The organism is Winogradskyella thalassocola, from assembly GCF_900099995.1.
GTDB lineage: Bacteria > Bacteroidota > Bacteroidia > Flavobacteriales > Flavobacteriaceae > Winogradskyella > Winogradskyella thalassocola.
Genome location: NZ_FNCZ01000002.1, coordinates 468,516 through 485,945 on the forward strand (window position 1 = coordinate 468,516; position 17,430 = coordinate 485,945).

The following is a 17,430-nucleotide window of genomic DNA, read 5'->3' on the forward strand; positions in this document are numbered from 1 at the left end:
GTTCTATAATTAATGTTACGGAATTTATTATTATTCTAATATATACCAATCACAGACTATAACTATTTAGGAACTTACAACAGATATTTTTGTGCAAAGTCATAAATCATTTTAAATAACAAATTAAAAACACAACGGGTTACTGCGGGCGCAATTTTTATAAATAGTATAGAAATTCCTTTATCTAAGATATTTGCGAAACATTTCAAGTAAATAGCACAAATTATAGGTCCGTTTAGGTTAATTTGTGGTTCAGTCATCACAAAAACAGCTATTTAATTACGAAGTATTTTATTTCCTACCATATTAAAAGAGATACAATAGGTTGGTTATATATTAGTGGTTAAACGTATAAACAACCATTTTTTTATAATCTGATTAATAGCAAGAAGCAGCATTTACCCTTACGGTAGAGCTGCTTTTTTTTTGTCGTTTAATGACCTAAATAGGGGGTAAAATACCATTTACATACATAGTATTGCATTTGGGCACGTTAAAAATGTATTTCATCGATAATCGTTTAGATTTGAACTTTGATTAATCTATCAAACCTAAAAAATATGAAACTCAAACTTTACCTAATCATAGCCACGCTCTTTAGTGTATATGTCTTAAAAGCACAAACTCCGGCACCAACTGCGCCATCTATACAAATTTATGCAGATGATGCAGCTACGTTGGCCGATTTAACGGTAACAGGCAGCAACATACAATGGTATAATTACAGTGGGCCATTACCTACAACTACACTTTTGGAAAATAACACTTTCTATTACGTAAGCCAAACTATAGACAACATAGAAAGTACAAACACAGCAATTAGAGTATATAAAATTGGTGAAGCCAACCAAACGTTTTGTGGTGATGCTACGGTAGCTAATATAGCCACCAACACGATACATAATGTGTTAGATCTTAAGTTGTACACCACAGCTTCTGAAGGCACACCTTTGGAAGCAACAAATGCTTTGACCACAGGGACTTATTATGTGGATGTTAAACCAAACGGAACCAGAACTTCAATATATGGTAATTCCTATAACAAAAGTGGACTATCAGTTCGACCTAACGGAAAAATTATTTTTACAAGTCGAGACGAAATTTTTGAAATCAACCAGGATGGTACAGGACTTGATGAGATTATCCAATATTTTATCAGCTATTATGATCCTTATATGGCAATCTATACATCGGCACATGATCATGTCATAGTTGATACCAATAATAATAGAATTAAGGAAGGGTTTTCAACTTTGGGTTCAGGATTTAACAAACCAAGAGGCATTGCAGAAACATCTAGCGGGAGATTAGTAATAGCTGATACCGGTAATAACGCTATAAAAATAATGGATGCTAACGGAAACAATTTAACCACTTTGGGCAATGGTTTTAATCAGCCTTATGCTGTTGCTATTAGGTCTGATGGAAAAATTCTTGTTGCCGATACAAATAATAACGCTATAAAACTAATGGATGCAGATGGTAGTAATATTATCACCTTAGGAAGTGGATTTAACAAACCTCGTGCTATTGCTATACAGGCAGACGGAAAAATTGTGATAGCAGATTCAAATAATAGTGCTATTAAAAGAATGAATGCCGATGGATCAAATATAGAAACCTTGGCTTTAAGTTCTTATGATTATTATAATATTCTAGGAATTACTACAGCATCCGATGGAGCAATTTTTTTCACAAAGGGAAATACGATTTATAAACTTAATGAAGAACCGCGTTCCAATAGAGTTGCGGTAAATGTAGTTGTAGATAATGTAATAGTACCCACAGCATCCACACAAGTAGAATATTTGTTGGGCGACACAGCTTCAGCATTAACAGCATCTACAGGAGGAACTGGCTTATTATGGTACGAATCAGAAACAGGTGGCACGGGTTCTACAATAGCACCTACACCAGACACAGCGACAACTGGTTCAACTTCGTATTGGGTTTCAAGTATGAATAACAATAGTTGTGAAAGTGATAGGGTAGAAATTGTAGTATTAGTTGCAGCTCCTGCAACTCATCTTAATTTTGATGGAAGCGATTATGTAACATTACCAAATGAAGCTGATTTCGATTTTTTAAATAATCAAATGACCATCGAATTTTGGATGAATTCCAATGTTGTACCAGAACAATGGGATGGATTAGTTACAAAAGGAGATGATAGTTGGAGAATTCATTTAAATAGTTCAGGAACAATAAATTGTGCATTTACCGGAACTACAGGTTTATTAAACTCCACTACTGTTGTTACAGATGGGAATTGGCATCATGTCTCAGTCACTTTAGGAAATGATATAGCAGACTTATATATTGATGGTGTTTTAGATGCTACAATGTCTATAACAGGCACGCTTAATAATTCATCTCATCCAGTTGCAATTGGAGAAAATTTACAAGCAGTTGGAAGATATTTTAGTGGTGATATAGACGATGTACGTATTTGGAACGTTGCCAGAACAGCAGAACAAATCAATAACAGTCTAAACTGTGAACTACAAGGAACGGAAACAGGTCTTATGGCCTATTACACATTTAATCAAGGTAATGGAGGTATTGATAATACCACAGAATTGACGGTTATAGACGCAACAGAAAATGCATATAATGGTACATTTAATGATTTTGCATTGACAGGTGCTAAAAGTAATTTTTTAACAGGTTCTCCTGTAGTTTCAGGCGTAACCATTCCATCTGCACCAATAGCATCTTCACAATTGTTTTGTGACACTGTAACTGTGGCAGAATTATTTCCGGAAGCAAGTGTAACCATTCATTGGTATGATGTAGCAACAGAAGGTACACCCTTAGAAGTTACCCAAGAGTTAACTACAGGCACCTACTACGTGGCTGAATCTAATGCCAATGGTTGCGAAAGTGAGAGAACGGAAGTTAGTGTTACAATTAATCCATTTCCACTTGCACCAGCAGCAAATAGCTTACAAATTTATACTGGTGAAGCAACCATTGCAGATTTAATAGTTACAGGTACAGACTTACTTTGGTATGATGCTGCTTCAAATGGTACGTCTTTAGATTTAACAGATACTTTAGTAGATGGTGCTATGTATTATGTAAGCCAAACTGACACATGTGGAGAAAGCTTAAGAACGTCCATAACTGTTAAAGAAATTAGCGAAGCATCACAAACATTTTGTGGATCTGCAACCGTAGATAATTTAACGAGCTCACCTTCTGCAGATGCAACCGTTAGTTGGTACTCAGAGGCTACAGGAGGTACTGCATTAGATAATACTACAGCACTTGCAACAGGGACGTATTATATTGAGGAATCTGTAGCTAGTTCTGTGACGACTTTGTTAAGTGATTTAAATAGTCTAAGTGGAGTAGCCGTCCAATCTGATGGAAAAATATTAGTGTCAAATCAAATTGATAGTTATATAAAACGTATGAATCCAGATGGAACCAATATCGAAACCTTAGGAAACGGATTTGAGAATACTAGAGATGTTGCAATTGAAGCCGATGGAAAAATTTTGGTGGTAAGTATTGATGATATTTATCGAATGAATACAGATGGTTCAAATATAGAAACCTTATTTAATGGTTATTTAGAAATAAATTCTGTATGCGTTCAAGCGGATGGGAAAATTGTTTTTTTCGATTTTTATGAAGGTTCTGTAAAACGAATGAATGCTGATGGTACGGGAATAGAAACTTTAAATGACTATTATGAATTAAGTTCAAAACAAATTGCGATTCAAGCAGATGGAAAAATTGTGGTAGCAAATTTCGGGTTTAGATCAATTATGCGTTTCAATTCAGATGGTACTAACTTAGAAACTTTAGGAGGTGTTTTTGACTATCCAACAGGAGTGGCCATTCAAGCAGATGGAAAGATTGTAGTCGCAACACAAAATAGTGAAATTAAACGAATGAACTCTGATGGTACAGGTCTAGAAACTATAGCTAATGTTTCAAATCCTGGAAAATTAGGTATTGAAGCAGATGGGAAAATTTTAGTGTTAGATGGTGGTGTTATTAAACGAATTACAGAAGCTTATACTTCTAATAGAGTTGTAGTTAGTGTAATAATTAATGAAGTGCCAGAAGCACCAACAGCATCAACACAAGTTTTTTGTGGCAGTGTAACAATTGCAGATTTGGAAGCTACAGGAACTAATTTATCATGGTATACCAGTGAAACTTCAGAAACCGTTTTAGAATCTACATCAGCATTAGCAACAGGAAGTTATTATGTGTCTCAATCTACTAATGGTTGCGAAAGTGAGAGAACAGAAGTTAGTGTAACAATTAATGACATACCAGAAGCACCAACAGCATCAGCACAAGTTTTTTGTGGCAGTCCAACAATTGCAGATTTGGAAGCTACAGGTACTAATTTATCTTGGTATACAAGTGAAACTTCAGAAACCGTTTTAGAATCTACATCAGCAGTAGCAACAGGAAGTTATTACGTGTCTCAATCTACTAATGGTTGCGAAAGCGCAAGAACAGAAGTTAGTATTACAGTAAATGACATACCAGAAGCACCAACAGCATTAGCACAAGTTTTTTGTGGCAGTGCAACAATTGCAGATTTGGAAGCTACAGGTACTAATTTATCTTGGTATGCAACTGAAACTTCAGAAACTGTTTTAGAATCTACATTAGCAGTAGCAACAGGAAGTTATTACGTGTCTCAATCTACTAATGGTTGCGAAAGCGCAAGAACAGAAGTTAGTATTACAGTAAATGACATACCAGAAGCACCAACAGCATTAGCACAAGTTTTTTGTGGCAGTGCAACAATTGCAGATTTGGAAGCTACAGGTACTAATTTATCTTGGTATGCAACTGAAACTTCAGAAACCGTTTTAGAATCTACATCAGCATTAGCAACAGGAAGTTATTATGTGTCTCAATCTACTAATGGTTGTAAAAGCGCAAGAACAGAAGTTAGTATAACAGTATATGACATACCAGAAGCACCAACAGCAGCAGCACAAGTTTTTTGTGGCTCGGCAACGGTTACAAATTTATTAGCCACAGGTACTAATTTATCTTGGTATGCAGGTGAAACATCAGAAACCGTTTTAGAAGCTACAACAGCATTAGCAACAGGAAGTTATTTCGTGTCTCAATCTACTAATGGTTGCGAAAGCGCAAGAACAGAAGTTAGTGTTACAGTAAATGACATACCAGAAGCACCAACAGCAGCAGCACAAGTTTTTTGTGGCAGTGCAACAATTACAGATTTGGAAGCTACAGGTACTAATTTAACTTGGTATGCAGGTGAAACTTCAGAAACCGTTTTAGAAGCTACATCAGTAGTAGCAACAGGAAGTTATTATGTGTCTCAATCTACCAATGGTTGCGAAAGCGAAAGAACTTTAGTTAATGTTGTTATTTCAGAAATTCCAGAAGTACCAACTGTAACAGCATTAATTACTTACAGTCAAGGTGATGATGCTAGTGCATTAACAGCAACTTCAGGTGGTTTAGACTTAGCTTGGTACGAAACTGAAACTGGGGAAATTTCTAATTCAGAAGCACCAACACCTAGTACCGAAACCATTGGTTCAACATCGTATTGGGTAGCTAGTGTTAGTGATGACGGTTGTTACAGCGAACGTGTAGAGATTGTTGTTACAGTTGAAGAAGTTTTAGGAGTGGGAGATCGTAATATATTGAATGCTGTAAAAGTGTACCCAAACCCAACTGATAGTCAAGTGTCTATTATGCTGCCAAGTACTAATGAAGTTAAAATTACAGTGTACGATTTAAATGGACGCTTGCTATTAAGCAAAGTAAATACAAGTGATAATTTCATAATTAATTTAGATCAATATGAAGCAGGATTCTATGTATTAAAAATAAAAATGGGACAAAACGAAACCGTAAAACGAATTATAAAAAAGTAAAACAAGTAAATTTGATGTAGTTAAAAATAGCGATACTCTTTGTTGAGTATCGCTATTTTTTTTAGAGTAAATTGAATTATAGTAATGGTCAATGAAAAACGAAGGACGTTAAACAAAATAGTCCATTCACATACAAAACACTGCATTTCAAACCTAGCTATTTGTAAGTTGAAGATATAAATTTATTTTGGTAGCCTATAAAAAAAGCATATCTAAGACGGTAAGTTCTATGTGAAATTTATAGTGTAAACAAAAGACTTTTAAGTACAATTTTAAAAATTTGGTTTCAGAATTGCATTTATCTTTTGAAATGACACGAGGTTTGGGAAAATTTCGGTAAAAGATGATTAAGAAGTAGGGTTTTTAATCAACTAAAATAAAAGGTCGCTGTAAGGCGACCTTTTTTTTGTTTGTTAATACATCAGAGTTTCATAGTATTATTTCTTATTTTTAATAAAACACTATAGCTATGTTATCAAAAGAAACTATACTCAACAAAATTCAAATTTTAATAACCAATCACTTTAACACACCAGAAGATGCCTTTGCGTTTTTTGATAAAGATGGTGATGGAAAATTAAGTAAAGATGAAATTTTAAAATTATTGAAGCAGGCTGAAATCACAGGATTTATACGTGGAATGATAGCTTCAAAATTAATCGAAGGCTACGATAAAGACGGTGATGACCTTATTAATTGGAAAGAATTTAAATCTGCTATTGATGAAATTTCAGACGAATCAGAATAAAATCAGCTTATAGTAATATGAACATTTTTCAAAAAGAAATAAAACTTCCAGCGTTTTCTAGAGGTTTCCATCTTATTACATCAGATATTTTACGAGCACTTCCAGAGCTAGAACAAATTAATATAGGGCAACTACAAGTCTTTATTAAACATACATCAGCGAGTTTAACGATTAACGAAAACGCAGATCCAACGGTAAGATTAGATTTTGAAAGCCATATCAATAACATGGTTCCAGAAAATCAGGTTTATTACCAACATACTTACGAAGGTTCTGATGATATGCCTGCCCATATAAAAGCATCATTAATGGGAACCTCTGTTCAAATTCCTATTACAAATGGTCAATTAAATCTCGGGATTTGGCAAGGCATTTATCTCTGTGAACATAGAAATAGAGCAGGAGGTAGGCAACTAGTGCTTACGGCTTTCGGTAATTAGTTGTTCTAAAACCAATTCTACACCATTATTATCGTTAGATTCTGTTTCAAAATTAGCCACATTTTTAACATTAGGATGCGCATTTGCCATTGCGTAACTATATTTGGCGCATGTTAACATTTCTAAATCATTATTATAATCTCCAAAGACCATGGTTTCAGAAGGAGTAATGTTGAGTTGCATCTGTAAAAAGCTTAGCGCATTTCCTTTATTAGTAATAGCTTCAGAAATATCGACCCAATGATTTCCAGAAACTACAACATTGAGTTCTGGTTTTAGGTGTTTCACAAAGGGAAATATATGCTTTTCAGAATTTGTGGTGTGATACAATGCTATTTTAATGACATCATCTGTGATGTCTTCAAAGGAATCAATAATGGTATAGTCTGAGTAATATTCAGAAAACGTCTTTACCAAATCATCTGAAGCTCTAAGAATGAATGCTTGATGTTGCGTACAAAAAATAGGGTAGGTGTTTGGAATAGTTGAAACCAAGGTATAAAGTTCTAATACTCTATTTGGATCTAGCTGATTAGAAAGCAGTATGTTTTGATTTTGAATAACTAAACCACCATTTTCTGCTACGATTATAATATCATTTTTTATAGGTTGAAGTTTTTTCACAATACTATAATAAGGCCGTCCACTTGCCGCAACAAATTGGATATTTTGTTGTTTTAAGTCTTTAAATAGCTCAAAGAATTTGGAACTCACATTGTGATTAGAGTTTAGTAAGGTACCATCCATATCTGTAACTACCATTTTAACGTCCTTCATATTGTATCCTTAAAAATTATATTCAAATTAAGTAAAATAAAAAACCGATTCATAATAGAATCGGTTTTTGTTTTTAGTGAGCGCCTACATGGCAACCGCAGGTTTCTCGTGTAAAACTTTGAGATTCCTCATGCCACGGAAACGCTTGGTTATATTTATTATTTTCCCAGTAGAATTTGGTACGTTCCTTTGGGTGATTTCCAAGTTCATTCATGGTTTCAGTATCGTATAATCGACCATTAATCATGGTGTAAACAATACTTTCAGAATTTCTAATGTCTTCTAAAGGATTTTTATCCATTACAATTAAATCGGCTAATTTTCCTTTTTTCAGCGAACCAATATCATTACCTGCACCTATGTAATTAGCACCATTTATAGTGGCAGCTTTTAAACTCTCATGGTTTGTCATCCCTCCTTGTTGAAGTGACCATAATTCCCAGTGCGCTCCAAGGCCTTGTAACTGACCATGTGCACCAAGGTTAACTTTTACACCAGCATCACTAAGTGCTTTGGTGGTTTTAGAAACCAAAATATGGCCGTTCTCATATTCTTCATCCGGAACCATAACACGATGTCTAGATCGTGAGTCGATAATTGCTCTTGGAGTATATTTTAGAAGCTTTTCATTTTCCCATACATTGGTTTTTTGATACCAATAGACTTCACTATTCATACCACCATAATTCACAATCAGTGTTGGTGTATAACCCACATTACTATTTCCCCAAAGTTCTAAAACATCTTTATATACAGGTGCTACTGGGATGTTGTGTTCAACACCAGTATGGCCATCCATAACCATGGTAATATTATGATAAAACGTTGAGCCTCCTTCTGGAACAACAAAAATACCTTCTTCTCGCGCGGCTTGTAATACTTGTTGTCGTTGCTCTCGTCTTGGTTGGTTATAACTCTTAACCGATAAAGCACCAAAAGCTTTTGTTCGTCTGATAGATGAACGCGCATCTTCAAGATTGTTTATTACCGCTTTAAAATCACCATCAGCTCCATAAAGTATAAAACCAGTAGAGTAGAGGCGTGGACCAACAAGTTCTCCTGTTTTTTGTAATTCCGAAAGCGCAAAAATAGTTTCAGAATGCGCAGATGGATCATGAGACGTTGTCACTCCATAAGCTAAATTGGCGTAAAACTGCCAATGCTTTTGTGTGGTTAATCCATATCTAAAACCACCAATATGAGCATGTGCATCCACCATTCCTGGCATTATTGTTTTTCCTGAAACATCATAGACTTTCGCATCGGAAGGAATTGAGATGTCTGAAGTATTTCCAATAGATTCAATAGTGTTGTTGTTAATAACGATGGTGCCATTTTCTATGATTTCATCACCTTCCATAGTAATCAGTCGCGCTCCTTTAAAAGCAATTCTACCTGAAGGTTTATCCGTTTTGGCTTCTAAATTAATTTTTATGCCTTTTTCAACCAGTTTAGCATCTTCAGAAGCTTTAACTGAAAAATACTGGTTGCCTAATGTCCAATGCAATGTTTTACTGTCTTTAGACCAATGAAGATTTATACCTGCATCTTTAGAAAGCTGCGTAATTGGAACATATTTACTTTTATCTGTTAAGTCTAAAGTATGTCCAGATTTAGGCATTGGCGCCAAATACACTTTATGTAAATGAACGAAAGCAATCCAGTTTCTATCCGGACTCGGTACCAAAATATTACCATGTTTTGATTTTACAAGTGTGCGTTCCTCAAAACCATTAAGGTTAACACTTTTCAATTCTTTAGTTAAAGCCCCAAAAAACTGTCCACCATTTTGGTATATAATTCGTGAATCATCGGCATTAAACATTGGGTAATCTCCTTCTTTGGTTACAAATTTGGTGTTTGTGCCATTACTATTCATCATATACAAACCTGGCTTTTTTGAAAACGTTCGACCTTGTTCGTTGTTTCCTCCTTCTTTTCTGTAGACAATATGTTTACCGTTATGTGAATACGACGGATTTCTATAAATGCCTTTTTCTGAAGTCAGTTTTGTGGCAGTACCACCAGTTGAAGGAATTGAATAAATAGCACCAAGGTTTTGATCATTCCAAGTTACATAAGTAATGGTATTTCCATCAGGTGAAAAGGATGGTTCAAATTCAAAATCAGTTCCTGTCGTTAACCGTTTAGCTTTTCCGTTTGGTAATTTTTGTGTGTACAAATACCCAAGCGCATTAAATACAATTGATTTTCCATCAGGAGAAGTAGTTGCATGACGAATCACTTTAGCGTTAAAAGTATCTGGTGCTACAGGTGTATCAAATTCAACAGCTTTAGCAATTTTAATGATTGCATTAGCTTCAAACGGAATTTCGGATACTGTAAGCGAATTGATATTGATCGTATTAATTTTTCCACCAGACCAAATCACGATGTCTTCATTATTAGGCATCCAATTAAAGTTGGTGTACACTCCAAAAATAGCCCAAGCTTCTTGTTGGTCTTTATTAAGTTGATCATAAACAGGCCATTCTTCACCTGTTTCTAAATCGTGAATGTATAAAACAGTTTTAGTTCGAATACGTTTTACAAAAGCTAATTTTTTTCCGTCTCTAGAAATTTGAGGACGTGCAGCTCCACCAGGACCACCAGTAATTCTTGTGGTTTCTCCTGTTTTCATATCATAGCGATTAATGACATAGATTTGACTGTTAGGATCTTTATTGTATTGAAAAGTACCTCCGGGATAAACATCTTCGCTATAGTACAAATACTTCCCGTCAGGAGAGATTGTTGGTTCGTTAACATCCTGTTGGTCATTCTTCTTTTTAGTAAGCTGTAACCCGCTACCGCCAGTTTTATGATATAGCCATAGTTCGCCAGCTCCTAAAGAACGCCCAGAAGTAAAATGCTTTCGGGCAATAAGATAGTCGCCATCTGGTGTCCAAATAGCATTGTTTAATAATCTAAAATCTTCTTTTGTAATTTGCTTTGCTTCAGAACCGTCAGTATTCATAACCCATATATTGTCACCACCACCAGCATCACTAGTAAATGAAATCTGTTTGCCATCAGGACTAAATCGTGGTTGAATCTCAAAGGGCAAACCTTCTCTTAGTATTTTTGCTTTACCACCTTTGATATTCATGATGTAGATGTCCCCTAATAAATCGAAAACAATAGATTTTCCATCTGGACTCACATCTAGATTCATCCAAGTGCCTTCGTCAGTGGATAGTTTGAGGTCTTTAAAATTCCAATCACCTTCTGGGTTAGATACATCCCAAGGTTTGGGTTTTTCTTTATCTTGGGTATAAGCGTTAAAAGTAATAAGAAGAATGAGGGTTGCAATGAGTTGAATACGCTTCATGGAATTTGTTTTAATTAAAGCGTAAGTTAAAAATAAAAAAGGAATTTTGCCTAAGTCCACGCTTATGTAAGCGGTTTAGTTTTTAATATTTAGGCATAAAAAATCCGATTCAAATTAATGAATCGGATTTTATAAGCGAAATGTTGTTATTAATTTGGCTAAAAGCCTATTTTACTTTGTTTACTATAGCTTCAAAAGCATCTGGGTGATTCATCGCTAAATCGGCAAGTACCTTACGGTTCAATTCGATATTATTAGATTTTAATCCTCCCATAAATTTTGAATAGCTCATTCCATGCTGTCTTGCACCTGCGTTAATACGCATAATCCATAACGAACGGAATGTTCTCTTTTTTACTCTACGGTCTCTGTACGAATATTGCATCGCTTTGTCAACCGCATTTTTTGCTACTGTCCAAACGTTTTTACGTCTTCCGAAGTAACCTTTTGCTTGCTTAAGAACCTTTTTTCTTCTGGCTCTTTTCGCTACTGAATTTACTGATCTTGGCATTCTCTTAATTGTTTTTTTGTAGTAGGCGGTCTAAATTGACACTTGCTAAATTGTTTTGCCTAACTCCAGGGTTTATAATTTTTGTTAACCGATTAAAACCGTCTTACTTTAAACGTAATAATGTTTTAATATTGTTCTCATCTGCTTTGTGTACCAAACCATCATGAGTTAATTTAAGCTTACGCTTTTTAGATTTTTTTGTCAATATATGACTCTTAAAAGCATGCTTTCTTTTAATCTTACCAGTGCCAGTTAGTTTGAAACGTTTCTTAGCACTCGATTTTGTTTTCATTTTAGGCATTTTCTCCTCTTTTTAATTTACGTTTCGCTTATTGTCGTATCGCTGAAAATTCAGCTTTTAATTATTTTTTCTTAGGTGCGATGAACATAATCATTCGCTTTCCTTCAAGTTTAGGCATTTGCTCCACCTTCCCATATTCTTCAAGATCTTGAGCCAATTTTAATAATAAAATTTGACCTTGTTCTTTAAAAACAATGGATCGTCCTTTAAAGAATACAAACGCTTTTAATTTGGCTCCATCTTTTAGGAACTTTTCAGCGTGTTTCTTTTTAAACTCGTAATCGTGGTCATCTGTTTGAGGACCAAAACGAATTTCTTTAACGATTACTTTTGTCGCTTTAGACTTTAAAGTTTTTTCTCGTTTCTTCTGCTCGTAAAGGAATTTTTTGTAATCCATAACTTTACAAACAGGAGGGTTCGCATTTGGCGAAATCTCTACGAGATCTAAACCTTGTTCGTCGGCTAAGGATAACGCTTGTTTAATAGGATAAACACCTATTTCAATGTTATCTCCGACTAATCTTACTTCTTCAGATCTGATTTTAGAATTTATACGGTGTTTATCTTCTTGAGATACACGTCTTGTAAAATTCTTTCTGTTTCTACGTATTGCTATGGCTTCTGTATTTTAAATTAAACTTAATATTATTTAAAAGTTTTTAAACTTTTACTAATTCTATCTTTTACTATTTTTATAAAGTCTTCTACAGTAATTGTGCCAAGGTCTTCACCACCATGTTCACGCACTGTTATTGTATTATCCTTTTCTTCTTGTTCACCGACAATAATCATATACGGAAACTTTTGCATTTCAGCTTCGCGAATTTTCTTACCTACAGTTTCATTTCTGTTGTCTGTGAGGGCGCGAATTTCGTCATTTTCTAGCGAAATTAAAACTTTTTCAGCGTATTTTTCATATTTCTCACTTATTGAGAGTACAATTACTTGTTCTGGCATTAACCAAAGCGGGAAGTTTCCTCCTGTATGCTCTAGTAATATCGCTATAAAACGTTCCATACTTCCAAAAGGAGCACGGTGAATCATTACAGGCCTGTGCATCTCGTTATCACTACCTTTATAAGACAAATCAAAACGTTCAGGTAAGTTATAATCTACTTGTATGGTCCCTAATTGCCATTGACGTCCAAGCGCATCCTTAACCATAAAGTCTAACTTTGGACCATAAAAAGCAGCTTCACCCGTTTCTACAACAAAGTTTAAATTTTTATCCTTAGCGGCACTTAAAATAGCTTGTTCTGCTTTTTCCCAGTTTTCATCGCTTCCAATATACTTATCCGGATTTTCAGGATCTCTTAGTGAAACCTGAGCTGTGAAATTTTCGAAACCTAAAGAACCAAAAACATATAGTACTAAATCTATGACGTCTTTAAACTCTTTATCCAATTGATCTGGTGTACAGAAAATATGAGCATCATCTTGAGTAAAACCTCTAACACGTGTTAAGCCGTGTAATTCTCCACTTTGCTCATACCTATATACCGTTCCAAATTCCGCATAACGTTTCGGTAATTCTTTATATGAAAAAGGTTTTGTATTATAAATTTCACAATGATGAGGACAGTTCATTGGTTTTAAAAGAAACTCTTCACCCTCAGAAGGAGTTGTTATAGGCTGAAAACTATCTGCTCCATATTTTGCATAGTGACCAGAAGTGACATAAAGTTCCTTACTTCCAATATGTGGAGTCACCACCATTTCATAACCTGCTTTCTTTTGAGCTGCTTTCAAAAAGTTCTCTAAACGTTCGCGTAATGCCGCACCTTTAGGTAACCATAATGGCAAACCTTGTCCTACTTTTTGCGAAAATGTAAAAAGCTCTAATTCTTTACCAAGTTTTCTGTGATCTCTTTTCTTTGCTTCTTCTAAAAGCTCTAAGTATTCTGTTAACTCTTTTTGTTTCGGGAAAGAAATACCATAAACTCTTGTGAGTTGCTTATTCTTTTCGTCACCTTTATAATAGGCCCCAGCAACACTTAATATTTTAACAGCTTTTATTATACCTGTATTTGGTATATGGCCACCACGACAAAGATCTGTAAAACTAGAGTGATCACAGAAACTAATAGTGCCGTCTTCAAGGTTTTCAATTAAATCAACTTTATAGTCATTCTTATCTTTATAGTATGATAAAGCTTCAGCTTTAGAAACCTCACGCATTTTAAAGTCGTGCTTACCTCTAGCGATTTCTATCATTTTAGTTTCAATAGATTTAAAATCCTTTTCAGAAATAGAGCCTTCATCTAAATCAACATCATAATAAAAACCGTTATCAATAGCAGGACCAACCCATAACTTTACATTTGGGTATAGTTCTTCTAAAGCTTGTGCCAACACATGGGCAGAAGAATGCCAAAATGCTTTTTTACCGGCATCGTCTTTAAAAGTATATAAAGTAAGACTACCATCAGTGGTTAGTGGAGTGGTGGTTTCAACAACTGTGTCATTGAATTTTGCTGAAATAACATTACGGGCAAATCCTGCGCTAATGTCTACAGCCACTTCATAAGGAGTTACATCTTTTTCGAAAGATCTAACCGAACCATCTGGTAGAGTAATTTGTATCATTATATATAGTATAAATTTTAGCCTACAAAGATATACCTATATAAGGAATAGACAAAGTGAAGTTTCTATAAATATCGTATTGTCTTTTTAGGGCATTCCCCTTTTGTTATTTAGTAGCAAAAGGGTCGCGTCATGCGCTATATCTTTTTTTACTAGGTTCATATAAAGGTAGAATATGTTATCCTATATACTATGTTATTATTGTATCATTATAATAGGATGTAAAAAAAAGGATGCCGCTTCTACCGCTAACGCGAGTACTTATTAGTGTTCAAGAACCCCCAATATTCGTTTTCATTTAAGAGTGTTAAGTGTAAAGTATCGCTGATCCATTAAATTCCAAAAAAACTTTAGGGTGTAAAATAGTGGTTTCAAGAGTCTTGTGAAATATATTAAAATAAAAGCAAAAAAGGTGTTGTAGGTTTGTAAAAGGGTTATATATTTGCACCCCGAAACAAAAACATTTAGTTGCGTTTCGAACGTTCATTTCCAGATAGATTTAGCTTCGAAAAAATAATAAAATATTTTTTCAAATTAAATTTGTGAGAGTGAAAAAAGGGTTTTATATTTGCACCCGCTTAGCGAAACAGTGTTAAGTAAAAGTAAAGAAAAGTTCATTAACATATTGAATTGACAGCGTAAGAATCAACTGGAAACGGTTGATTTAAAACAAGAGAATAAATCATTTAGAGTACTAGAATAATTCCTATTAGTTGTTGAAAAAATAGTCGTAAGACTTAAAATTTAACGATGAAGAGTTTGATCCTGGCTCAGGATGAACGCTAGCGGCAGGCCTAACACATGCAAGTCGAACGGTAACAGAGAAGAGCTTGCTCTTTTGCTGACGAGTGGCGCACGGGTGAGTAACGCGTATACAATCTACCTTTTACAGGGGGATAGCCTTTAGAAATGAAGATTAATATCCCATAGTAAGTAGTTTTGGCATCAAGACAACTTTAAAGTTTCGGCGGTAAAAGATGAGTATGCGTTCTATTAGCTAGATGGTGTGGTAACGGCACACCATGGCAACGATAGATAGGGGCCCTGAGAGGGGGATCCCCCACACTGGTACTGAGACACGGACCAGACTCCTACGGGAGGCAGCAGTGAGGAATATTGGACAATGGGCGGGAGCCTGATCCAGCCATGCCGCGTGCAGGAAGACTGCCCTATGGGTTGTAAACTGCTTTTATACAGGAAGAAACCTCAGAACGTGTTCTGAGCTGACGGTACTGTAAGAATAAGGATCGGCTAACTCCGTGCCAGCAGCCGCGGTAATACGGAGGATCCAAGCGTTATCCGGAATCATTGGGTTTAAAGGGTCCGTAGGTGGATAATTAAGTCAGGGGTGAAAGTTTGCAGCTCAACTGTAAAATTGCCTTTGATACTGGTTATCTTGAATTATTGTGAAGTGGTTAGAATATGTAGTGTAGCGGTGAAATGCATAGATATTACATAGAATACCAATTGCGAAGGCAGATCACTAACAATATATTGACACTGATGGACGAAAGCGTGGGGAGCGAACAGGATTAGATACCCTGGTAGTCCACGCCGTAAACGATGGATACTAGCTGTTCGGTTTTCGGACTGAGTGGCTAAGCGAAAGTGATAAGTATCCCACCTGGGGAGTACGTTCGCAAGAATGAAACTCAAAGGAATTGACGGGGGCCCGCACAAGCGGTGGAGCATGTGGTTTAATTCGATGATACGCGAGGAACCTTACCAGGGCTTAAATGTAGATTGCATTAGGTGGAGACACTTATTTCTTCGGACTATCTACAAGGTGCTGCATGGTTGTCGTCAGCTCGTGCCGTGAGGTGTCAGGTTAAGTCCTATAACGAGCGCAACCCCTGTTGTTAGTTGCCAGCGAGTCATGTCGGGAACTCTAACAAGACTGCCAGTGCAAACTGTGAGGAAGGTGGGGATGACGTCAAATCATCACGGCCCTTACGTCCTGGGCTACACACGTGCTACAATGGTAGGGACAGAGAGCAGCCACTTCGCGAGAAGGAGCGAATCTATAAACCCTATCACAGTTCGGATCGGAGTCTGCAACTCGACTCCGTGAAGCTGGAATCGCTAGTAATCGCATATCAGCCATGATGCGGTGAATACGTTCCCGGGCCTTGTACACACCGCCCGTCAAGCCATGGAAGCTGGGAGTGCCTGAAGTCCGTCACCGTAAGGAGCGGCCTAGGGTAAAATTGGTAACTAGGGCTAAGTCGTAACAAGGTAGCCGTACCGGAAGGTGCGGCTGGAACACCTCCTTTCTAGAGAAAGACGACTAATAAGGAAAGTTCTGATATAAGGAAATATTTAGTTTATTCTCTTGCTGTTAATTTAATTTTATAATAATTAAGTAGAGTCTCATAGCTCAGCTGGTTAGAGCGCTACACTGATAATGTAGAGGTCGGCAGTTCGAGTCTGCCTGAGACTACTAATTAAAAATAAAGGAAATTCTAGAACTGAGAATTCTAAATTCACATTAAGGATTCTACAAGTTAGGATTTTAATGGGGGATTAGCTCAGCTGGCTAGAGCGCCTGCCTTGCACGCAGGAGGTCATCGGTTCGACTCCGATATTCTCCACAACGGCTTAACGTTGTTGCTGATTTAATTATCAGTGGCGATTCGCCACAAGTTCATTGACATATTGAAAAGATACATGAAATATTATAGAGAGATTAATCTCTTTGTAAAGTAATAGTGTTTAATTACAGCTTACGAGCTTTGTAATTAGGCACAAAGTTTAGTTTAAATTTTCGGATTTAAGCTAAATAGTAACTCATTAAAAAGACAAAAGTACACAATAAGCTAAATAAGAGCGTATGGGGAATGCCTAG

At 35.9% G+C, this 17,430-nt stretch carries 9 protein-coding genes, 2 tRNA genes and 1 rRNA gene; 6 read left to right on the forward strand and 6 right to left on the reverse strand.

Translation table 11 applies throughout. The features are described from left to right. Positions 1-560 precede the first annotated feature (560 nt). From BLT80_RS09065 to BLT80_RS09075, 3 genes are all read left to right on the forward strand, one after another. Positions 561-5,891: an Ig-like domain-containing protein gene (locus BLT80_RS09065; RefSeq protein ID WP_092467295.1), complete on the forward strand. Its 5,331-nt coding sequence runs from the start codon at positions 561-563 to the stop codon at positions 5,889-5,891. Between the two features lie 469 nt (positions 5,892-6,360). After that, on the forward strand, positions 6,361-6,639 hold the full coding sequence (locus BLT80_RS09070) for an EF-hand domain-containing protein (RefSeq protein WP_092467296.1): 279 nt from the start codon (positions 6,361-6,363) through the stop codon (positions 6,637-6,639). Positions 6,640-6,656: 17 nt separating this feature from the next. After that, the gene (locus tag BLT80_RS09075) at positions 6,657-7,079 is read left to right on the forward strand and encodes a secondary thiamine-phosphate synthase enzyme YjbQ (RefSeq protein WP_092467297.1); all 423 of its coding nucleotides are present in this window, start codon (positions 6,657-6,659) and stop codon (positions 7,077-7,079) included. Here the strand turns inward: BLT80_RS09075 and BLT80_RS09080 are convergent. From BLT80_RS09080 to thrS, 6 genes are all read right to left on the reverse strand, one after another. Then, positions 7,053-7,856 carry an HAD family hydrolase gene (locus tag BLT80_RS09080; RefSeq protein ID WP_092467298.1) on the reverse strand — a complete coding sequence of 268 codons (804 nt, stop codon included), beginning with the start codon at positions 7,854-7,856 and terminating at the stop codon, positions 7,053-7,055. The genes BLT80_RS09075 and BLT80_RS09080 overlap by 27 nt on opposite strands. Before the next feature lie 73 nt (positions 7,857-7,929). After that, on the reverse strand, positions 7,930-11,187 hold the full coding sequence (locus BLT80_RS09085) for an amidohydrolase family protein (RefSeq protein WP_092467322.1): 3,258 nt from the start codon (positions 11,185-11,187) through the stop codon (positions 7,930-7,932). 166 nt (positions 11,188-11,353) lie between these two features. Beyond that, on the reverse strand, positions 11,354-11,698 hold the full coding sequence (gene rplT / locus BLT80_RS09090; RefSeq protein ID WP_092467299.1) for a 50S ribosomal protein L20: 345 nt from the start codon (positions 11,696-11,698) through the stop codon (positions 11,354-11,356). A 103-nt stretch (positions 11,699-11,801) separates the two neighbouring features. Then, on the reverse strand, positions 11,802-11,999 hold the full coding sequence (gene rpmI, locus BLT80_RS09095) for a 50S ribosomal protein L35 (RefSeq protein WP_038530922.1): 198 nt from the start codon (positions 11,997-11,999) through the stop codon (positions 11,802-11,804). 61 nt (positions 12,000-12,060) lie between these two features. Then, complete coding sequence (gene infC / locus BLT80_RS09100) at positions 12,061-12,609, reverse strand: translation initiation factor IF-3 (protein WP_092467300.1); 549 nt, start codon at positions 12,607-12,609, stop codon at positions 12,061-12,063. A gap of 35 nt (positions 12,610-12,644) precedes the next feature. After that, positions 12,645-14,585 carry a threonine--tRNA ligase gene (gene thrS / locus BLT80_RS09105; RefSeq protein WP_092467301.1) on the reverse strand — a complete coding sequence of 647 codons (1,941 nt, stop codon included), beginning with the start codon at positions 14,583-14,585 and terminating at the stop codon, positions 12,645-12,647. A gap of 747 nt (positions 14,586-15,332) precedes the next feature. Between thrS and BLT80_RS09110 the strand changes: the two genes are divergently transcribed. The 3 genes from BLT80_RS09110 to BLT80_RS09120 all read left to right on the forward strand — a co-directional run bounded on the left by BLT80_RS09110 (position 15,333) and on the right by BLT80_RS09120 (position 17,176). After that, positions 15,333-16,858, forward strand: a 16S ribosomal RNA gene (locus BLT80_RS09110). 93 nt (positions 16,859-16,951) lie between these two features. Continuing rightward, a tRNA-Ile gene (locus BLT80_RS09115) sits at positions 16,952-17,025 on the forward strand. A 77-nt stretch (positions 17,026-17,102) separates the two neighbouring features. Next, positions 17,103-17,176, forward strand: a tRNA-Ala gene (locus tag BLT80_RS09120). Positions 17,177-17,430 lie beyond the last annotated feature (254 nt).